Source organism: Rhizobium rosettiformans W3 (genome assembly GCF_004912135.1).
In the GTDB taxonomy this organism is placed as follows: Bacteria; Pseudomonadota; Alphaproteobacteria; order Rhizobiales; family Rhizobiaceae; genus Allorhizobium; species Allorhizobium rosettiformans.
This window is the reverse complement of sequence record NZ_STGU01000012.1, coordinates 84,459-102,254: the sequence shown is the minus strand read 5'-3', so window position 1 is coordinate 102,254 and position 17,796 is coordinate 84,459. Positions and strand designations below refer to the sequence as shown.

Genomic DNA, 17,796 nt, shown 5'->3' with positions numbered 1-17,796 from the left:
GGAGATGTCATGGCCAGCGTACCTGCCTCCGAGTTTCAGAAGAATTTCGGCGAGTGGCACGAGCGAATCTATCAGGGTCCGGTTGAGATCACCCGCTACGGTCGGCCAACGGCCTATCTGGTGTCCGCCGAAATGTTTCAGCAGCTTTGGGAGCGCTTCCGCGTCAACATGCCGGTGGAAGAGCTCAGCATCGGTGAGATCGAGGCAATCATGCAGGCTGAGGTGACTGGCGACCAGCCGTACAACCTTGATGACCTGCCCGATGAGCCTGCGGAGCCACGTTGACGGTTTCCTCGGATGAGAATCCCGGCGGAACCTCCCATCGGACATATAATCGCTTACGAGTATCTCTGGTCCAGCAAGGCTAAGCGACGAGAGGATGGAGAGAAGACCTATCCGACCGCGCTCTTGCTGGCAAAGAAGGACGATTTTGGCACGACAATCGTCTATGCTCTGGGCATCTCGCATATGCCACCGGCCGCGGCACGACGGGCGCTGCAGGTGCCGCAAAAGCTCTGCCGCCATATCGGCCTCGATGACCGTCCGCAGTGGATTTACACGGACGAGCTCAATCTTTTCGTCTGGCCGGGCCCAGATCTGCGGCCCGCTCAGTGGATTTCACAGAAGAGGCTCATCGAGGACACCTGCGTGCTCGGCCCCCTTCCGACCGACTGGTTCGACCTCGTCAAACAGCATTTTGCCGAAAGCTACCAGCTTCGGCAGCTTTCAGTGACGAAACGCACGGACTAGGCGGTTATCTCATCGCGATGTACCGGTCCGATCGATGGTTGATCGCGAGGAAGAGGTTCAGGACCACGGCGCCGATCACCGAGTAGAGCACCACGGAGGGGCTCACGACGGCAAAGGCCAGGGCCATGACGCAGAGGTCGAAACCGAGCTGGACCAGGCCGGCGCGGATGCCGAAGCGGTCCTGGATGTAGACTGCGAGAATGCCGAGGCCTCCGAGGCTGGCGCGGTGGCGGTAAAGCGCCAGGAGACCGAAGCCGAGGAGAAGGCCGCCCAGGATCGCCGCCCAGATTGGCGCGATGCTCTGAATGACAAGAAAGCGGCTCTCGATTTCGACGATGAAGGAGGTCAGGCCAACGGCTGCGAATGTCTTCAGCGTGAAGTCGAGGCCCACACGGCGCAGCGACAGGATGTAGAAGGGCAGATTGAGCACAAAGAAGAGGAGACCGAAGCTCCAGCCGCTCCAATAATGCAGGACGAAGGCGAGCCCCGCCATGCCGCCGGTCAGGAGCCCGACCTGGGCGAGGAAATAGAGACCGAGCGCGGCGATCAGGCTGCCGGCGACCAGACCCTGGAGATCTTCGGCGGGCGTGTGGCGGGTGGGGTTCGAATTCCAGATTCCCAGCATGCTCGTCAACTGCGCCATGTCACGTCTCCAGAAGGTGATCTCGGGCACCAAAATTACGCGAGATCCACTGAAAAACAAGGGCGATAGGTCAGTAAACCTGACCTATAGAGCAATTCGCAAGAATGCTGCTTCTTAAGCCATCCGGCTCGCAAGAAACAGAATGCCGGAGACCGGTTTTCCGCCATCCATGCGAATGGTGGTGCGGGTGAGCTCGACGAGTTCGAAGCCGTTTTCCTCGAGACGCTGCCGGACATGCTGTTCGGTATGTGCGTAACGCAGGCTTGGCGCGAGGATGAAACCATCTCCCTCGCCCGCATCTTCGACCGAAAAAGCAAAGAGCGCCTCGGGTTTCGCGACCATCGCGGCAAGCGCGAAAGCATTGGCGAGATCGCCGAGATACATCAGCACGTCGGCTGCAGAGACGAGGTCGGCGCGGCCGCTTTCGAGCTCCGCCTCGAAAAGCCCCGACGTTGCCGGATCGAGCGACAGGTCGGCTTTCGCGAGAAGGTCGTAATGTCCCTTCTCTTCCGCCTTCATCAGCATGTTGGCCGACAGGTCGAAACCTTCGAGGCGCCTGACCCTGTCGCGGATTTCCGCGCCGAAGAGGCCCGTCCCGCAGCCGAGATCGACGGCGAGGCCGAAGTCTCGATCCGCCTGCTCGACGATCAATCGGGCAAGCTTTTGCGGGACAGAATAGTCCAGCTTCTCGACCAGTGCGGTGTCAAAGCGCTCGGCATAGTCATCAAACAGGGCTTCGACATAGCGAGACGGCGGCTGATCCGGCACCTCTTCCGCGCCGAGCAGAGCCAGTTTCAGCTGTGCGCCGAACAGATCCTCGGGATCGAGGTCCAGCAGTCGACGCAAGGCGGGCACGGCCTTCGCGGTCAGTCCGGCCTTCTCGGCATAGTCGGCGAGCCTCAACAGGCCTGCCGGCCAATCGGGCACCAGTTCCAGAGCCTGCTCCATCAATTCCACGGCCGCCTCATGTTCGCCATTCTCGGCAAGCATGCGGGCATAATCAGCGCGGCGGTCGGCGATGACGTCGCCGGAGGAAAACTGGGTGGGGTGCATCGAAGAGATCCTTGCGCCCGCCAGCCTGGAATGGTCCAGCATGGAGTGGGCGCGCGGTCTTGACCGATCGCCAGAAAAAACTCAAGTCCTATCGCAAGCCGCTGCTTCACCGACTTGCGGGGCATACGGACCGCGCCCATATCAGCGGACGACAACAGGAGATATGCATGGCTGATGGCCTCAATCGATTTCTCGGCGACACCCCGGGCCGTACGCTCGTCAAGCTGATCGTCGTTTCGCTCATCGTCGGCTTCGTGATGTCCGTTTTCGGGCTCGATCCGGTCGACCTCCTGAACGGCATCCGGCATTTTATCCTGGACCTCTGGTATACCGGGTTCGATGCTCTCGGACGGGTCGGCCAGTATCTGTTGATCGGTGCGACCGTGGTCATTCCCGCCTTCATTCTGCTGCGCCTTTTTGCCTCCCGGAACTGAGCAGCCGATGACCCAGTTCGCCCTGCCCCGCCGCCGGCTGATCCTGGTCTCGGCCGGCCTCTTGACGGCGGCCATTGCCGGCTGCCGCTCCACCGACATCCTCAATCCCGATGACGGCCAGTCGCGGGCCGAGACGGACGCTGCCCTGCCAATGGTCAATCGCCTGCGCCAGTCGCGGGGGCTCTCGTCACTCTCGCGCAGCCGTCCGGCGGAGGTCGCGGCGATTGCCCAGGCCAAGCGGATGGCGCGTGCGGGGGAGATGTCGCATCTGATCGGCTTCAACGACAGCTTCGACGCCCGGATGAAGGGCCATGGCGTGCCGCTGCCTGCGGCCGAAAACATCGCAGCTGGCCAAGACACGGTCGAGCGCGCGGTGCAGGCCTGGATCGATTCCAAGCGGCATCTCGACAACATGCTTGGTGGCTTCAACGGGCTCGGCGTCGCCGTGGCCTGGGATTCTGCTTCCGGCAACCGCCCCTACTGGGCCATGGTGCTGTCGGCCTGAGTGATTCTTCCGCTCCGGTCCCCACCGGAGCACTCCATGCACAGCCTGCTTACTCCCGCCTCCAGACCGATCGAGGTCAGCCACCGCAGCGTCCTTGCGATCGCCGTGCCGATGACGCTCGGCTTCGTCACGACGCCGCTGCTCGGCCTCACCGATACCGCCGTGGTCGGGCGCAGCGGCGATGCCGCGCAGCTTGCGGGACTTGCGATCGCGGCAGCCCTCTTCGACCTCCTGTTCGCCAGCCTCAATTTCCTTCGCGCCTCGACCACGGCCCTTGTCGCGCAGGCACAAGGACGCGGCGAGACGCATGAGCTGTTTGCGGTCTTCTGGCGCTCGATTGCGCTTTCGATCGGCTTCGGGCTTCTGATCCTTCTCCTGTCTCCCGCCATCATCGGGTTTGGCCCAAAACTCATGGGAGCGGAGGGGAACGTTCAGTCTGCCGCGGCGACCTATATCGCCATCCGCATCCTCGCCGCCCCTGTGACGCTCTCCAACTTCACCTTGCTCGGCTTCGTGCTCGGCCGCGGGCTTGGCTCCGTCGGGCTTGCGCTGCAGATCCTGCTCAACGGCGTCAACATCGCGATGTCCATCCTGCTCGGCTGGACCTTCGGCTTCGGCATTGCCGGCGTCGCGTGGGGAACGGTGATCGGCGAAGTCGTCGCCATGCTGGCCGGCTTTGCCTTCGTCTTCTGGCGCTACGGGCAGGCAGCGGTGCCGCAGGTCTCGATGGTTACCGACCGGCCGAAGCTGATGGCACTCTTCCGCCTGAACCGGGACATCCTGATCCGGACCTTCTCGCTGATCACGGCCTTTACCGTCATGACCCGGATCGGCGCTGGCTTCGGTGCCGTGACGCTGGCGGCCAATGCCGTGCTCATGAACTTCTTCATGATCGCGAGCTTCTATCTCGACGGCATGGCAACGGCGGCCGAACAGATCACCGGCGAGACCATTGGCGCGCGGCAGCGGACCGCCTTCGAGCGTGCCGTAAAACTCACCGGCCTCTGGTCCTTCGGCCTCGCAATCGCCAGCCTTGTCTTCTTTCTGGTCTTCGGCAATGCCATCGTCGGCTTCATCACCACGGCCGGCGACGTCCGCAGCGTGGCTGAAACCTATCTGGTCTATGCAGCCCTGACGGCCCTTACCGGTGCCCTCGCCTTCCATATGGACGGCGTCTTCATCGGCGCGACCTGGTCATCGGACATGCGCAACATGATGCTTCTGGCGCTTGCCGGCTATCTCGCAAGCGTCGCCGCCCTCGTCCCGCTGTTTTCCAACCACGGGCTCTGGATTGCGCTCAACGTGTTTCTCGGACTGCGCGGCCTGCTGCTGCTTGCAAGGCTCAAACCGAAGACGGATCAGACCTTTACCGACAGCCAGTGATCGAGCCTTGAATCCCGCAGCTCGCGGATGTTTGCGACCGTCTCGCGATCGAGCAGCCTCGACAGGCCCCGGACGATGCGGCCCGGCAGAGCCGGCCCTTCATAGACCATGCAGGAATAGAGCTGCACGAGGTCTGCACCGGCGCGGATCTTTTCCATCGCGGTTTCAGCCGAGGAGACGCCGCCGACACCGATGATCGGCAGGTCGGGGCCCACCCGCTTGCGCATGCGCGCGAGCACTGCCGTCGACTTGTCGAAGAGCGGCGCGCCGGACAGGCCACCGGCTTCACGGGCCAAAGTGGCGTCGGTGAGACCCTCGCGTGACAGCGTGGTGTTGGAGACAATCAGGCCGTCGAGATCATGGGCCGCGACGACCTCTGCGATGTCGTCCATGCCTTCCTCGGTGAGATCGGGCGCAATCTTCAGGAAGACCGGCAGACGCTTGCCGGCCTTCAGCCCCTCCTCGGACCTCGCGGCCAGTACGGCAGAGAGAAGCGCATCGAGGCTCTCCTTGGCCTGCAGATCGCGCAGGCCCGGCGTATTCGGGGAGGAGATATTGGCAGTGAAATAGGTCGCGACCGGATAGAAACGACGGATGCCTGCCACGTAATCGGCAATCCGATCGGCAGCATCCTTGTTGGCACCGATGTTGACGCCGACGATGCCGGAGCGATTGCGCCGCGCAGAAAGCCGTGAAAGCGCCGCGGCATGGCCCTCGTTGTTGAAGCCGAGGCGATTGATCACCGCATGATCGCGCTCCAGGCGGAAGATGCGCGGCTTCGGATTGCCGGCCTGCGCCTTCGGTGTGAGCGTGCCGACCTCGGCAAAACCGAAGCCAAGTGACAGCAGGGCATCCGGGACCTCGGCATTCTTGTCGTAGCCGGCGGCCATGCCAAGCGGGTTCGGGAAGCGGATCCCGGCGACGGTCTGGGCGAGACGCGGATCGGCCTCTGCCTTGCAGGTCGGGACGAGGCCGGTCTTCAAGGCCGCGATCGAAAGACCATGGGCGGTTTCGGCATCGAAGAGAAAAAGGCCACGCCGGCCGAGCGAAAAGAGATCGGGCATCAGGGCTTCTCTTGCGTCATGGGTGGAAAGACATGCAGACCATCCGGCCCCAGCGGCAGCGGCTTTTCCCATAGCACGGCATCGAGCGGCAGATCGGCATAGAGATGCGGGAAGAGATCGCCGCCACGAGAGGGCTCCCATTTCAGGGTCTCGCCGAAGACGGTGGCATCCACGGCCACGAGCAAAAGGTCGGCCTCACCGGCAAAATGCAGCCTCGCGGTCTCGATGGCCTGGGCTGCCGTCGAAAAATGGATGTAGCCGTCCTTGAGGTCGATCGGCGCGCCCTTGAAAAGGTCCGCCTTGCGTGCTTCCTGCCATAATTCTCGCGGCACGATCTTGTATATGGTCTTGTCCAAGGTCCGGTCTCTCCCAGATCATGAGGGTCGAGGCGGTTTGCCGCAAACGTCGACAAATGTCCACGCCCTGCGCGCGGAACGACAGGAGGAGGCTCAGATGCTCATCAGAAAAGCGGTGCTCGGCTTGGCGGTCCTGTCACTCGCAACGCCGGCGACCGTCGCTCAAGAAGCCAATACCGAGCGCTATACGCTGGAAAAATCGGATAGCGGCTTCGTGCGGCTCGATCGGCAGACGGGCGCCGTGACACTCTGTACCGAGGATCAGGGCACGCTGACCTGCCGCATGGCCGCAGACGAGCGCGCTGCCTATGACGAAGACCTTGCGCGGCTGGAAAAGCGGGTCGAGGCGCTTGAACGACAGCTGGCGGACGGGACGGCCGCGCGGAGTGGCGAGCTGCCGAGCGATGCCGAGATCGACCGATCGATCGGCATCATGGAGCGCTTCATGCGAGCCTTCTTCAACCTGGTTCAGGAGTTCCAGGGGGCAGAGGAGCAGCCCAAACAAGAGGCCATTCCGGACAGAACTTGACATTGGTCAAGCGCCGGTCGCGCAATCCGTGCACGACCATTGTCTAGTGGCTCCGCAAGCGCTAAAAGAAGACCACGCATTCGTGCGCAATATGACATCGCTCTTGGGAGGGGGCTGTGACATGGCTGCATCGACCTTCATCATCGCCGACGACCATCCGCTGTTTCGGGGCGCGCTGCGCCAGGCCGTGACCGGCATCGACGGCACACAAACCATCATCGAAGCCGGCGATTTCGAAGCCGCACGCAAGGCGGCAGCGGATCATCCGGAAGCCGATCTTATGCTTCTGGATCTCGCCATGCCCGGCGTGTCCGGCTTTTCCGGCCTGATGGCGCTTCGTGCGGAATTTGCGAGCCTGCCGCTCGTCATTGTGTCCGCCACGGACGATGCCGTGACCATCCGCCGGGCGCTTGAACTCGGCGCCTCGGGCTTCATCTCGAAATCGGCCGGGATCGACGAGATACGCTCGAGCATCCAGTCCGTGCTCGAAGGCGACATCGCCACGCCGGAAAGCTATCAGGGTGGTCAGGAGACCGATCCCGACGTTGCCGATCTGATCAATCGCCTGAGGACCCTGACGCCGCAGCAGAGCCGCGTGCTCGGCATGCTCGGTGAAGGACTGCTCAACAAGCAGATCGCCTATGAGCTCGGCGTCTCGGAAGCGACGATCAAGGCCCACGTCTCTGCCATCCTGCTGAAGCTCAAGGTCGACAGCCGTACGCAGGCTGTCATCCAGCTCGGCAAGATCAACATGGCCATGGTGGCGTAAGCGGTCCAGAGGATTTTATTCCTTTTTGCTTTACTATCGGCATCCCCTGATCTATGGTGAGCCATGGCCGGAGAGGGGCATCCGAGGTTTCCGGCGCTCTAAGAGGCGCGAACATGCTTTCGCATGACAGCATATGGGCCGCGATTGATCGGCTGGCGGAGCAGCATTCGCTGACGCCTTCTGGTCTTGCGCGCCGTGCGGGCCTCGACCCCACCTCCTTCAACAAGTCCAAGCGCGTCGGTGCTGACGGTCGCATGCGCTGGCCCTCCACCGAATCCATCGCGAAGGTTCTGGAAGCGACAGGCGCGAGCCTCGACCAGTTCATGCGCCACGTCTCCCCGGAAGGCCTGCGGGGAAGCCCGCTGCCGCAAGGGACATTTCCACCTCAGGCAAGCTCGATCCCCCTGCTGGGCATGGCGCAGGCCGGTGCCGGTGGCTTTTTCGACGATGGCGGCTTTCCTGCGGGCCAGGGCTGGGATCTCGTGGAATTTCCCGCAGCACCCGGCCGCAACAACGGCGTCTATGCCCTGGAGGTCCAGGGCGAGAGCATGAAGCCGCTCTACCGCGACGGCGACATCGTGATCGTCGAACCCGGCGCCCAGGTGCGACGTGGCGACCGTGTGGTGGTCAAGACGCGAGAAGGCGAAGTCATGGCGAAGATCCTTGCCCGGCAGAGCGCCAAGTCGATCGAGTTGCAGTCGCTCAATCCGGACCATCCGCCCCGCACTCTCGACATGGGTGACGTCGAGTGGGTGGCCCGCATCATCTGGGCGAGCCAATAGGAAAACGGACCTAATGCGACGGATCGGTACCTTCATCGCAGGCGCGATCGGGCTCCTCCTGTGGGCCTATCTTGTCATGGCCGCCGGCGAGTCGCTGCGCGATGACCCCGTCGACTACGATATTCAGGACCTCGATGTGCCGGATCCGTCCGAACTCGATCTGCCCGATGCCGGCGCCCTGCCGCCCGAGGCGATCGAGCCTATGGCGGAGCCGGAGCCGCGACGCGAGGTCCGGGCCATCGAGCCTGACGTTTTCGGTTCGCCGGCCTTCGCCAATGCAGAGGATCTCGAACGGGTCGAAGCGCGTGCGCCGCTGTCAGAAACCGTGCAGCCTGCAAAACCCAAAGTCGTCCTTCTCCATCGTCCGCTCAGTCTCTCGGCCGGGCTTGTTGCCTTCGGTCCTCAACAGCGCGTGCGCCTGGCCGATATTGCGGAGACGGATGTCAACCGCACCTGCCTTGCCGCAGACGGCGGTTCCTGGCCTTGCGGTGTTATGGCACGGACCCAGCAAAGGCTTTTCCTGCGCAACCGCTCGCTTGCCTGCGAAACGAGTTCCGCCGCATGGCAGGGAGAAATTAAGGCGCGCTGCTGGGTGGGTGTTCAGGATGTCTCCTCCTGGCTTGCGAAATACGGGTGGGCGGAAGCGGAACCCGGCTCGGCGCTTGCCGTGCTGACGGAAGAAGCCCGCGCCGAAAGACGCGGGCTTTTTGGTGAGCCTCAGCGTTGATCGGACCTGGGTCATCAAGGGGGTGCCAATCGCCGCTCCCTTGAAAGGCTGCAAAGCGGCTCCTACTCTCTGGCCGCACGCAACTGGAAACCACGTTACATGAACAAGCCTGTCTCTCCGGAAGAAGCGCTGATTTTCGTCATGGTCATGGCATCGGCCGTCGACAATGCCATGGCGGAAAAGGAACTCGTCCGCATCGGTCAATTGATCGATATTCTGCCGGTCTTCGAAAATTTCGACAAGGAACGCCTGATCGAGGTTTCGCAACGTTGCGCAAGCCTGATCTCCGGACCCGAGGGGCTCGACATCATGCTCGAGACCATTCGAGACGCGCTGCCGGAATGGCTGCATGAGACGGCTTACGCACTGGCTGTCGAGATCGCAGCCGTCGACCTCTCGGTCAAGCCGGAGGAATTGCGCCTGCTGCAGATGTTGCGCGACCGCCTGGAGTTGGACAAGCTCACCTGTGCCGCGCTGGAGCGCAGCGCGTCTGCGCGCTATCGCCGGATCTGACTGCTCTCAGAAGAGGCCGGCGGGGAAGTAGCGCAGATAGATCTCCTCCAGCCGGCCATCCTTCGACAGCGCTGCGAGCGCACTTTCAAGAGCCGCCATCAGCGCACCGTCCTGGCCGCGTACCATGATCGTCATGCCTTCGCCGAGATGCCGCTCCGACAGGAATGGGCCGTCGAGAAAGCGGCAGCATCCGTCTGCGGCCGGGCTCATCATCCAGAAGGACAGCTGCAAGGCGTCGGCGAAGACGGCCGGCACCTGCTTCTCCTTCAATGCCGTCATCAAGGCATCCTGATCGTCAAAGGGGACGGCTTCGATATCGGGGAAGAAGCTCTTCAGCATGGCGGCATGGGCGGTATCCTTGACCACGCCGACCTTGCGGCCGAACAGCCCCTGCGCATCCTGCCGCGGCAGAACCGTATCACCCTGCATCAGAAAGCGGGCCGGCAGGAGAAGATAGGGCCGGGTGAAATTGAACTGCTCCCGCAGCTCCGGCGTTACGGCGACGCCGGCCATCACCGCTTCGCCCTGCCCTGCCTCCAGCGCCGAGACCAGCTGTCCATAGGGCATTGCCTGGATCTGGCAGCGAGCCTGCAGACCAAGTTCGGCGCAGAGCGCCCGCGCAAGATCGACGTGGAAACCGGCCAGACGGCCGCTCTGATCGGTGAAATTGAAGGGCGGAAAGTCCGTCGTTGTCAGGAAGCGCAGGCGCAACACGCTGCTCACATCGGGCCGCACCAGCCGTTCGCGCGCATCGAAGAGGATCGGGAGGTCCGTATTCTGGGCCCGCGCCGGCGGCGTCGAGACCGAAATCAACATCAAAAAGGCGAGAACCGAGGCCCACAACCCCATTAAATCTAGGGATGTAACTTTTGCGCGCATCTCTATCATCATCAACCGGGGTATGAGTGGGGCGTCGATCCGACCGGATGACGTGTAGCAGCTTGGTGTGGACGAGGGAATACGGCCCGCGGATCGTTGCCGTGCGCCAGGGTCCAACGCGGGTGCATGACCAACGGAGCGCGAGCCGCGCAGCCGGATCCCCTGATTTTCAGCATTTGAAACCCGAGGCCGGCTTGTTGCACCGGTTGGGAATTTCCAAGCCCCTGATCGCCCGTATGGCGCAACGCGCGGTGATAAATGGCACCAGCATCGAGGCCGAGCTTCTCGCCAGCGGCGTGATCGAAGAAGACGCCTATTTTGCCGGGCTTGCGCGCATGTATGGACTGCCCTTCCTGCCGGTGATCGATCCCGCGCTGGTTGGGGATCCCCTCTGCGGCGATACGCAATTGGCCGAGCCGCACATGGTACGGCTGCAATACACCGACAGGCAGCCGGTGATGGCTGTGGCGCCGCAGATCCTGCACATGGAGGGCCTTGCCAGACGCTTTGGCCGCCATGGCAACGGCGCCGGCAATCTTGCCATCACGACGCCGTCGGCGATCCGCAAAGCGCTGTGGAAGGCGGGGGAAACACGGCGCGTCAGCGATGCCGTGCGGGGGTTGTTCGACAGCGTGCAGTCTCTCTCAGCAAGGCTGGTGGTCACCGGCGATCAAGGCTTTGTTGCCGGTGCCAGCCTCTGTCTTCTCAGCCTGCTTTTGGTCTTCGCTCCGATGCTCGCCGTCGTGCTGGGGCACATGCTGCTCTCCTTCTTCCATGCAGCCGCCCTCTTTCTGAGGATCATGGCCGTCTCGCATGGCAAGCGGCATCCGAGGCTCGAAGCCTCGCTGGAAAGCGGATGCGATGTCCTGCCGGTCTATACCGTCATGGTCGCGCTTTACCGCGAGGCCGCTGTCGTGCCGCAACTGATCGCGGCGCTCGATGCTCTGGATTGGCCGCGCAGTCTGCTCGACGTGAAACTGGTCTGCGAGGCCGACGACCTCGAGACGCTGGAGGCGATCCGACAGGCGCGACCGGGACCGCATATCGAAGTGGTCGAGGTGCCGGCCATGGCACCACGCACCAAGCCCAAGGCTTTGACCTATGCGCTGGCCGGTGCGCGCGGCAAGTTCCTCACCATCTACGACGCGGAAGACCGGCCGCATCCGCAGCAGCTGCGCGAAGCCTTCCACGCCTTCGAGCTGGGACCGTCAGAACTCGCCTGCCTGCAGGCGCCGCTCGTCATCGGCAATGCTGGCGAGAGCTGGATCAGTGCCATCTTTGCGCTCGAATATTCGGCGCTGTTTCGTCGCCTGCTGCCGGCGCTCGGCTTCTACCGGCTGCCGCTGCCCCTCGGCGGCACCTCGAACCATTTTCGAACGGCGCTCCTGAAGGCCAGTGGCGGCTGGGATCCCTTCAATGTCACCGAGGATGCCGATCTCGGGATGCGCCTCTGCCGCATGGGTTACCGCGCGTCGACACTGACGCTTCCGACCTACGAGGACGCGCCGACAGAGTTCAAGGTCTGGCTTGCCCAGCGGACGCGCTGGTACAAGGGCTGGCTGCAAACCTGGTTGGTGCTGATGCGCCGGCCTTTGCGCACGGCGCGCGAGATGGGGCCGCTCTCCTTCCTCGTCTTCCAGCTTCTTGTCGGCGGCATGCTGGTCGCGGCACTCAGCCATCCCGGGCTGATCGTCTTCATCACTCTTTCCGTCCTCTCGCTGATGCAGATCCCGGCGCCTCAGCCGAGTGTCTTTACAACGATGATGCTCGCCATGGACGTGTTCAACATTCTCGGCAGCTACGCCGTCTTCTTTGCCCTCGGGGCAACCCCGATGACCGACCGGGAGAAGAAGGGCATGGGCTGGAAATGGGCGATGATCCCGATCTACTGGATGGCCGTGTCGCTCGCCGCCTGGAAGGCGGTGCTCGAACTGAGGCTCAAGCCCTTTCACTGGAACAAGACGCCCCACACGCCAAGCCGTAGCGGCTCCCTGCCACCGGGCCTTGCTGCTCACCCGGCCCAAGTCTTCGCTGCGATGACATCCGCCTCGGACAAGGTGTGATCCCCGGCAACTGTCACCAGATCGACCGAGGCTCCGCGCCTGCGCAACTGTTCGGCCAGAACCGAAGTCTCCTCGCCGGCAGGATCATCGGCACCTGCGAGGATCCGTATGCGCGTGCAGGCGAGATCGTTGTCCGGCGGGTCGACCAGGACCGGCACCGGGCGCAGCAGCAAGGCCTCGCGCACGAGGCCCGGATGCAGCATGATCACCGCGGCGAGGAAGTTCGCGCCATTCGAATAGCCGGCAAAGGACACGCGCTCTTTGTCCAAGCCATAAGCTTCCTCGGCCTGCTGGATAAAGGCAATGAATGCCTCTGCCTCCGAGCGAATATCCCTCTGATCGTATTCGCGCGCGCCAAAGCGGCGGAAGAAGCGCGCAACGCCCTCCTCCGTCGAGCGCCCTCGTGGGCCGATAAGGGTCGAGGAGGGGGCGATCTTCCGGCCGAACGGCAGGAGGCTCGCCTCGTTGCCGCCCGTGCCATGCAGCAGGACAAGCGTCGATCCGTCCGGCGCGTCCGGCTCATGGATGCGGTGCACGAAAGGCAGATCGCGGTAGATGATGCGCGGCTCTCCCGGAAGCCCGAATTGCGGCAGCATGGGCACGATATCCTCGGGGCGCAGATGAAAGTGCTCGGGGATGAAGAGCCGGCTGCCGAGGGTTTCCAGCGGCTCGTCGACAGCAAAACCTGGGCCGTCCGAGGCGAGTTCGATCAGCCCGCCGGCCGGCTCTCGCACATAAAGCGAATAGAAATATTTGCGGTCATGCATGTTGATCATGTCGTCTCCGCGGGATCTGAGCGCCGCCGCCTGCGCCTCAACCGCCGCCCGATCAGGCATGCGCAGGGCAATATGATCAATCGCACCCGTGCCGGGGGCCGCCGGCCAGAAGCCAGTGGCATCGCGCACGTCGATCGCCTGGCCACTTGTCGAAATCAGCCGCGTGATCGTGCCCTCGGTTCCAGCGACGGAAAAGCCTGCATGTCGGGCGAGGAAGTCGAGGCTCTCCGCCGGCTTCTCCGACAGGAGCGTGGCCGCCCGCAGGCGGGTAATGGCATCGGCTTCTTCGATCCCGCGAACGGGCCATGCGGCACCGGGCTCTACCGCCGTTGTGCCGACGAGCTTGACGATGATGCCATCGGGATCCGTCAGCCTCAGGACCGGCTCACCAAATTCCGTCGCCGGACCCGAGGCGGATACGCCGAACTGCAATGCACGGGTCAGCCAGAAGCCGATCGCTTCCGGATGAATGGCAAATGCGATCTCGCTTGCAGCGCCATGGCCGACACGGCCGGGTGATCCATCTTCCCAGGCCAGGAAGGTCACCAGGGAACCGGGGCTTGCCTCGGCATCGCCGTAGAACAGATGGAGCTGTGCCGCATCCTCGAAGCCGCCGGTGCGCTTGACGAGCCTCAGCCCCAGAAAGCCGCAGTAGAAATCGACATTCGCCTGGATCTTGCGGGTGATCGCCGTGATGTGGTGCAGGCCGCTGGTCATGCTCGTCTCCCTGTTCTACCCTTCCTTACAACATATCGACACGGGGACCAGATCATGGTGACACTGCTTGGCATTTCGGGAAGTCTGCGCAAGGCTTCGCTCAACTCGGCGCTGCTGAAGGCCGCCGCCGGCCTGCCGGCCGAGGGTTATATTCTTGAGACCGCCGGCATTCATGGCATTCCGCTTTATGACGGGGACCTGGAAGCGGCAGAGGGCATTCCGGCCCCTGTGACGGCCCTCAAGGAAAAGATCATCGCCGCCGACGGCGTGATCCTGTTCACGCCCGAATACAACAACAGCATACCCGGTGCCTTCAAGAACGCCATCGACTGGCTGTCGCGTCCCTCTTCCGACATCCCGAAGGTCTTCGGCGGCAAAGCCTTCGCCCTCGTCGGCGCCTCTCCCGGCAATTTCGGCACGCTGCTCAGCCAGAATGCCTGGCTTAGTGTGCTGCACACGCTGGGCTGCCGGACATTCTCAGAGAAGCGGCTGATGGTGTCTCGCGCGCATACCCTGTTCGATGCCGACGGCAACCTCACCGACGAGGCGACGGCCAAGCGGCTGGGGGATCTCTTGGCGGCGTTTGCGAAGTTTGCGGGGGAAAGGTGAACAAAGGCTGGAGCGGGTGAAGGGCTTCGATGGAGCGGGTGAAGGGAATCGAACCCTCGTATTCAGCTTGGGAAGCTGCTGCTCTACCATTGAGCTACACCCGCGACGGGGAGAGGAATCCAACAGTTCGCTGCCAGTGTCAAGCGCTGGCAGCGAAGCCTGCAGGCGGCGCATGCCTCAGGGTAGGCGGAAGTGTTTGGAGAGTTTCAACCCTTGCGCCTGGTAGTTGGAGCCGAGCCCCGTGCCGTAGAGGCCTTCGGGGCGCTCCTGCATGTGCTCGTAGACCAGGCGGCCGATGACCTGGCCGTGTTCGAGGATGAAGGGCACTTCGTGGCTTCTCACTTCCAGAACCGCGCGACTGCCTGAGCCGCCGGCCGGGGCATGACCGAAGCCCGGATCGAAGAAGCCCGCATAATGCACGCGGAACTCGCCGACCAAGGGGTCATAGGGCGTCATTTCGGCGGCGTAGAGCGGCGGCACATGCACGGCTTCGTTCGAGACGAGAATATAGAATTCGTCCGGGTCGAGGATCAGTTCGTCGCGGCCGCGGCTGTAGAGCGGCTCCCAGAAGTCGAGCACGTCATGCGCGCCCTTGCGGTCGACATCGATGACAGACGTATGGTGCTTGCCACGATAGCCGATCAGCCCTTCCGGGCCCGAGCCCTTCAGGTCGATCGAGAGCGCAATGCCGCCGCCGGAGACGTTCGGCATGTCGCTTGCGACGAGGGTTTCCGCCTTGTGGAGATCGAAAAGCTCGCTTTCGCCCAACACGGCATGGCCGACGCGGAAGCGGATCTGCGACAGGCGCGAACCGCGGCGCACGATGATCGGGAAGGTGCGTGGCGAGATTTCGAGATAGAGCTGGCCCTTGTAGCCGGCCGGGACCTTGTCGAATTCCTGGGCGTAATCGACCATCACGCGGGTGAAGATGTCGAGGCGGCCGGTCGAACTCTTCGGATTGGCGGAGGCCGAGATCTCGACCGGCAGGTCGAGGCTTTCCATCAAGGGCACGATGTAGACGCAGCCGGTTTCAAGCACGGCCCCGTTTTCCAGATCGATTTCGTGCAGTGTGAGCCGCTCCAGCTTTTCGGCTACGGTGTGGCCGCGCCCCGGCATGAAGCTGGCGCGCACGCGGATCGCCTTGCCGCCCAGACGCAAGTCGAGGCTTGCCGGCTGGATCTGGTCCTTGTCGAGCATGACTTCGCTCTTCAGCTGGCCGCCACCGAACAAGGCGCCGATCGCGCGATCGGACAAAATCCCGGGTTTCAAGGTCATGATCTCAATCCTGTTTGGGCTCGACAAAACCAAAGCCCACCAATTGACGCAAGGGCCGCGAAGGCGTAAGGCAGCCTTATCCCGTGGTGATTTGGCCGGTCGGCTTGCAGCCACGTTAAACAAGTGGCTAAATAGACCGGGTTTACGAAACCGGTCCGTTCACGCGACCGGTTTTTTTGTGTTCGAAAGGCACGTGCATGAGCAAGAACTGGCGCCCGGCCACCACCCTCGTCCATGGCGGCACGCTGCGCTCTCCTTATGGCGAGACGTCTGAAGCGATCTTCCTCACCCAGGGCTTCGTCTATGAAAGCTCGGAAGCGGCAGAAGCCCGCTTCAAGGGCGAGAACGACGGCTATATCTACGCCCGCTATGGCAGCCCGACCAATGACATGTTTGAAAAGCGCATGTGCATGATGGAAGGTGCCGAGGATGCCCGCGCCATGGCGTCCGGCATGGCCGCCGTTGCCGCTGCCGTGCTCTGCCAGGTCAAGGCCGGCGATCACATCGTCGCGGCACGCGCGCTGTTCGGCTCCTGCCGCTATGTCGTCGAGACGCTTGCCCCGCGCTACGGCGTCGAATGCACGCTTGTCGACGGCCGTGATCTCGCCAATTGGGAAGCTGCCATCCGGCCGAACACCAAGGTGATGTTCCTGGAAAGCCCGACCAATCCGACGCTCGAAGTGATCGACGTGGCGGGTGTCGCCAAGCTTGCCAATCAGGTTGGCGCGAAGCTGATCGTCGACAACGTCTTTGCGACGCCGCTCTTCCAGAAGCCGCTGGAGCTCGGCGCGCATGTCGTCGTCTATTCCGCGACCAAGCATATCGATGGCCAGGGCCGCTGCCTCGGCGGCGTGGTGCTGTCGTCGAAGGAATGGATCAACGAGAACCTGCATGACTATTTCCGCCACACGGGTCCTGCCATGTCGCCGTTCAATGCCTGGACGCTTCTGAAGGGCATGGAGACGCTGCCGCTGCGCGTCAAGCAGCAGACGGAGAACGCAACCGCGATTGCCGATTTCCTGGCCGAGCAGTCCGCGGTGGGCAAGGTCATCTATCCGGGCCGCAAGGATCATCCGCAGGCCGACATCATCGCCAAGCAGATGACCGGTGGCTCGACGCTGGTCTGCTTCGAGATGAAGGGTGGCAAGGAAGCGGCCTTCAAGCTGCAGAATGCGCTGGAGATCATCAAGATCTCCAACAATCTCGGCGACGCGAAGAGCCTGATCACCCATCCGGCGACCACGACGCACAAGAACCTGACCGACGAAGCCCGTGCCGAGCTCGGTATTTCTGCCGGAACCGTGCGTCTCTCCTGCGGGATCGAAGATACCCAGGATCTGCTCGAAGATCTGGCCAAGGCCCTCAACCGCCTCTGAGCGCTGCTCAAAGCGCTTCATATTGCAACAAATTCGGCTGCGAGACGTCTCGCAGCCGGTCCATGGCCCTTGACGGCACCAGTTGCGTCGTTATCCCTTGAAAGCTTCGTGACGTTCTGCGGCTGATCTTGCTACCGCCACAAAGAACGCCATTTCTGTCATGATCGCAGGATGTTTTCGCAGGGTCCAGGCATGTATCGCGCACTGACACGGGACATAGAGGTTCTCGTTGAACCTTACTATCTCGAGGAACAGTCGGACCCCGATGACAGCCGCTATGTCTGGGGCTACCGGATCGTGATCTCCAACCATTCCGGCAAGAGCGTTCGGCTGACCCACCGCTATTGGCACATCACCGACCAGAACGGCCAGGTGGACGAAGTGAGCGGGCCCGGCGTCGTCGGCGAACAGCCGCGTCTCGATCCTGGCGATACCTACGAATACTCCTCCGGCTGCCCGCTCGATACGCCCTCGGGCATGATGTACGGGACCTACCGGATGGAGACCGACGATGGGGAGAGCTTCGATGTGGCCATCCCCGCCTTCTCGCTCGACAGCCCGGGCATGGTGCGCACTCTCAATTGACGATTGGC

The 17,796-nt window shown here is 62.8% G+C and carries 21 protein-coding genes, 1 tRNA gene and 1 riboswitch; of the genes, 14 read left to right on the top strand and 8 right to left on the bottom strand.

Annotated elements, in window-relative coordinates; all coding sequences use genetic code 11:
* The first annotated feature begins 9 nt into the window (after positions 1-9).
* Positions 10-285 carry a type II toxin-antitoxin system Phd/YefM family antitoxin gene (locus FAA86_RS19195; RefSeq protein WP_136542711.1) on the top strand — a complete coding sequence of 92 codons (276 nt, stop codon included), beginning with the start codon at positions 10-12 and terminating at the stop codon, positions 283-285.
* Between the two features lie 12 nt (positions 286-297).
* A complete protein-coding gene (locus FAA86_RS19190) occupies positions 298-750 on the top strand; it encodes a plasmid maintenance toxin (PemK-like) (RefSeq protein WP_136542710.1) in 453 nt (150 codons plus the stop codon).
* 4 nt (positions 751-754) lie between these two features.
* On the opposite strand, the gene FAA86_RS19185 is transcribed toward FAA86_RS19190, so the two are convergent.
* Both FAA86_RS19185 and FAA86_RS19180 read right to left on the bottom strand, forming a co-directional pair.
* The gene (locus FAA86_RS19185) at positions 755-1,393 is read right to left on the bottom strand and encodes a YitT family protein (RefSeq protein ID WP_136542709.1); all 639 of its coding nucleotides are present in this window, start codon (positions 1,391-1,393) and stop codon (positions 755-757) included.
* A gap of 114 nt (positions 1,394-1,507) precedes the next feature.
* Positions 1,508-2,446: a class I SAM-dependent methyltransferase gene (locus tag FAA86_RS19180; RefSeq protein ID WP_136542708.1), complete on the bottom strand. Its 939-nt coding sequence runs from the start codon at positions 2,444-2,446 to the stop codon at positions 1,508-1,510.
* A gap of 167 nt (positions 2,447-2,613) precedes the next feature.
* Between FAA86_RS19180 and FAA86_RS19175 the strand changes: the two genes are divergently transcribed.
* The 3 genes from FAA86_RS19175 to FAA86_RS19165 are packed head-to-tail and all read left to right on the top strand — an operon-like array spanning position 2,614 to position 4,768.
* Positions 2,614-2,880, top strand: coding sequence for a DUF6460 domain-containing protein (locus tag FAA86_RS19175; RefSeq protein ID WP_113460051.1), 267 nt, complete (start codon positions 2,614-2,616; stop codon positions 2,878-2,880).
* Positions 2,881-2,887: 7 nt separating this feature from the next.
* The gene (locus tag FAA86_RS19170) at positions 2,888-3,385 is read left to right on the top strand and encodes a CAP domain-containing protein (protein WP_136542707.1); all 498 of its coding nucleotides are present in this window, start codon (positions 2,888-2,890) and stop codon (positions 3,383-3,385) included.
* A 36-nt stretch (positions 3,386-3,421) separates the two neighbouring features.
* The gene (locus tag FAA86_RS19165; protein WP_136542706.1) at positions 3,422-4,768 is read left to right on the top strand and encodes an MATE family efflux transporter; all 1,347 of its coding nucleotides are present in this window, start codon (positions 3,422-3,424) and stop codon (positions 4,766-4,768) included.
* Here the strand turns inward: FAA86_RS19165 and FAA86_RS19160 are convergent.
* Complete coding sequence (locus FAA86_RS19160; protein ID WP_136542705.1) at positions 4,744-5,832, bottom strand: quinone-dependent dihydroorotate dehydrogenase; 1,089 nt, start codon at positions 5,830-5,832, stop codon at positions 4,744-4,746. The genes FAA86_RS19165 and FAA86_RS19160 overlap by 25 nt on opposite strands.
* Positions 5,832-6,188 (bottom strand): DUF952 domain-containing protein, encoded by a 357-nt coding sequence (locus FAA86_RS19155; protein ID WP_136542704.1) that lies wholly within the window; start codon positions 6,186-6,188, stop codon positions 5,832-5,834. Before FAA86_RS19155 ends, FAA86_RS19160 begins: the two co-directional genes overlap by 1 nt.
* Before the next feature lie 97 nt (positions 6,189-6,285).
* Between FAA86_RS19155 and FAA86_RS19150 the strand changes: the two genes are divergently transcribed.
* The 5 genes from FAA86_RS19150 to FAA86_RS19130 all read left to right on the top strand — a co-directional run bounded on the left by FAA86_RS19150 (position 6,286) and on the right by FAA86_RS19130 (position 9,508).
* Positions 6,286-6,717, top strand: coding sequence for a hypothetical protein (locus FAA86_RS19150; protein WP_136542703.1), 432 nt, complete (start codon positions 6,286-6,288; stop codon positions 6,715-6,717).
* A 121-nt stretch (positions 6,718-6,838) separates the two neighbouring features.
* Positions 6,839-7,486, top strand: a complete 648-nt coding sequence (locus FAA86_RS19145) for a response regulator (protein WP_113460057.1) — start codon at positions 6,839-6,841, stop codon at positions 7,484-7,486.
* Between the two features lie 113 nt (positions 7,487-7,599).
* Complete coding sequence (locus tag FAA86_RS19140; protein ID WP_136542702.1) at positions 7,600-8,268, top strand: S24 family peptidase; 669 nt, start codon at positions 7,600-7,602, stop codon at positions 8,266-8,268.
* Positions 8,269-8,281: 13 nt separating this feature from the next.
* Entirely contained in the window at positions 8,282-8,995 is a 714-nt protein-coding gene (locus FAA86_RS19135; protein WP_136542701.1) for a thermonuclease family protein, read from the top strand.
* Positions 8,996-9,094: 99 nt separating this feature from the next.
* The gene (locus FAA86_RS19130; RefSeq protein ID WP_136542700.1) at positions 9,095-9,508 is read left to right on the top strand and encodes a tellurite resistance TerB family protein; all 414 of its coding nucleotides are present in this window, start codon (positions 9,095-9,097) and stop codon (positions 9,506-9,508) included.
* 6 nt (positions 9,509-9,514) lie between these two features.
* Here the strand turns inward: FAA86_RS19130 and FAA86_RS19125 are convergent, their stop codons facing one another.
* The gene (locus FAA86_RS19125; RefSeq protein ID WP_136542699.1) at positions 9,515-10,387 is read right to left on the bottom strand and encodes a transporter substrate-binding domain-containing protein; all 873 of its coding nucleotides are present in this window, start codon (positions 10,385-10,387) and stop codon (positions 9,515-9,517) included.
* A 194-nt stretch (positions 10,388-10,581) separates the two neighbouring features.
* Between FAA86_RS19125 and FAA86_RS19120 the strand changes: the two genes are divergently transcribed.
* Entirely contained in the window at positions 10,582-12,450 is a 1,869-nt protein-coding gene (locus FAA86_RS19120; RefSeq protein ID WP_246035127.1) for a glycosyltransferase family 2 protein, read from the top strand.
* Here the strand turns inward: FAA86_RS19120 and FAA86_RS19115 are convergent.
* Positions 12,399-13,943, bottom strand: a complete 1,545-nt coding sequence (locus FAA86_RS19115; protein ID WP_136542697.1) for a VOC family protein — start codon at positions 13,941-13,943, stop codon at positions 12,399-12,401. The two genes, FAA86_RS19120 and FAA86_RS19115, sit on opposite strands and share 52 nt — an antisense overlap.
* A 54-nt stretch (positions 13,944-13,997) precedes the next feature.
* On the opposite strand from FAA86_RS19115, the gene FAA86_RS19110 reads away from it, so the two are divergent.
* The gene (locus tag FAA86_RS19110) at positions 13,998-14,552 is read left to right on the top strand and encodes an NADPH-dependent FMN reductase (RefSeq protein WP_136542696.1); all 555 of its coding nucleotides are present in this window, start codon (positions 13,998-14,000) and stop codon (positions 14,550-14,552) included.
* Between the two features lie 30 nt (positions 14,553-14,582).
* On the opposite strand, the gene FAA86_RS19105 is transcribed toward FAA86_RS19110, so the two are convergent.
* Both FAA86_RS19105 and FAA86_RS19100 read right to left on the bottom strand, forming a co-directional pair.
* A tRNA-Gly gene (locus FAA86_RS19105) sits at positions 14,583-14,656 on the bottom strand.
* A gap of 73 nt (positions 14,657-14,729) precedes the next feature.
* Complete coding sequence (locus FAA86_RS19100; RefSeq protein WP_136542695.1) at positions 14,730-15,827, bottom strand: 2'-deoxycytidine 5'-triphosphate deaminase; 1,098 nt, start codon at positions 15,825-15,827, stop codon at positions 14,730-14,732.
* Between the two features lie 73 nt (positions 15,828-15,900).
* Positions 15,901-15,979: riboswitch (SAM riboswitch) on the top strand.
* 45 nt (positions 15,980-16,024) lie between these two features.
* Between FAA86_RS19100 and FAA86_RS19095 the strand changes: the two genes are divergently transcribed.
* On the top strand, positions 16,025-17,203 hold the full coding sequence (locus tag FAA86_RS19095; RefSeq protein ID WP_136542694.1) for an O-succinylhomoserine sulfhydrylase: 1,179 nt from the start codon (positions 16,025-16,027) through the stop codon (positions 17,201-17,203).
* 192 nt (positions 17,204-17,395) lie between these two features.
* Positions 17,396-17,788, top strand: coding sequence for a Co2+/Mg2+ efflux protein ApaG (gene apaG / locus FAA86_RS19090; protein WP_113460067.1), 393 nt, complete (start codon positions 17,396-17,398; stop codon positions 17,786-17,788).
* Positions 17,789-17,796: the final 8 nt, after the last annotated feature.

Coding starts and splice junctions, on each gene's coding strand:
- FAA86_RS19195 (WP_136542711.1), top strand. CDS start 10: ATGGCCAGCGTACCTGCCTCCGAGTTTCAGAAGAATTTCGGCGAGTGG.
- FAA86_RS19190 (WP_136542710.1), top strand. CDS start 298: ATGAGAATCCCGGCGGAACCTCCCATCGGACATATAATCGCTTACGAG.
- FAA86_RS19185 (WP_136542709.1), bottom strand. CDS start 1,393: ATGGCGCAGTTGACGAGCATGCTGGGAATCTGGAATTCGAACCCCACC.
- FAA86_RS19180 (WP_136542708.1), bottom strand. CDS start 2,446: ATGCACCCCACCCAGTTTTCCTCCGGCGACGTCATCGCCGACCGCCGC.
- FAA86_RS19175 (WP_113460051.1), top strand. CDS start 2,614: ATGGCTGATGGCCTCAATCGATTTCTCGGCGACACCCCGGGCCGTACG.
- FAA86_RS19170 (WP_136542707.1), top strand. CDS start 2,888: ATGACCCAGTTCGCCCTGCCCCGCCGCCGGCTGATCCTGGTCTCGGCC.
- FAA86_RS19165 (WP_136542706.1), top strand. CDS start 3,422: ATGCACAGCCTGCTTACTCCCGCCTCCAGACCGATCGAGGTCAGCCAC.
- FAA86_RS19160 (WP_136542705.1), bottom strand. CDS start 5,832: ATGCCCGATCTCTTTTCGCTCGGCCGGCGTGGCCTTTTTCTCTTCGAT.
- FAA86_RS19150 (WP_136542703.1), top strand. CDS start 6,286: ATGCTCATCAGAAAAGCGGTGCTCGGCTTGGCGGTCCTGTCACTCGCA.
- FAA86_RS19145 (WP_113460057.1), top strand. CDS start 6,839: ATGGCTGCATCGACCTTCATCATCGCCGACGACCATCCGCTGTTTCGG.
- FAA86_RS19140 (WP_136542702.1), top strand. CDS start 7,600: ATGCTTTCGCATGACAGCATATGGGCCGCGATTGATCGGCTGGCGGAG.
- FAA86_RS19135 (WP_136542701.1), top strand. CDS start 8,282: ATGCGACGGATCGGTACCTTCATCGCAGGCGCGATCGGGCTCCTCCTG.
- FAA86_RS19130 (WP_136542700.1), top strand. CDS start 9,095: ATGAACAAGCCTGTCTCTCCGGAAGAAGCGCTGATTTTCGTCATGGTC.
- FAA86_RS19125 (WP_136542699.1), bottom strand. CDS start 10,387: ATGCGCGCAAAAGTTACATCCCTAGATTTAATGGGGTTGTGGGCCTCG.
- FAA86_RS19115 (WP_136542697.1), bottom strand. CDS start 13,943: ATGACCAGCGGCCTGCACCACATCACGGCGATCACCCGCAAGATCCAG.
- FAA86_RS19110 (WP_136542696.1), top strand. CDS start 13,998: ATGGTGACACTGCTTGGCATTTCGGGAAGTCTGCGCAAGGCTTCGCTC.
- FAA86_RS19100 (WP_136542695.1), bottom strand. CDS start 15,827: ATGACCTTGAAACCCGGGATTTTGTCCGATCGCGCGATCGGCGCCTTG.
- FAA86_RS19095 (WP_136542694.1), top strand. CDS start 16,025: ATGAGCAAGAACTGGCGCCCGGCCACCACCCTCGTCCATGGCGGCACG.
- apaG (WP_113460067.1), top strand. CDS start 17,396: ATGTATCGCGCACTGACACGGGACATAGAGGTTCTCGTTGAACCTTAC.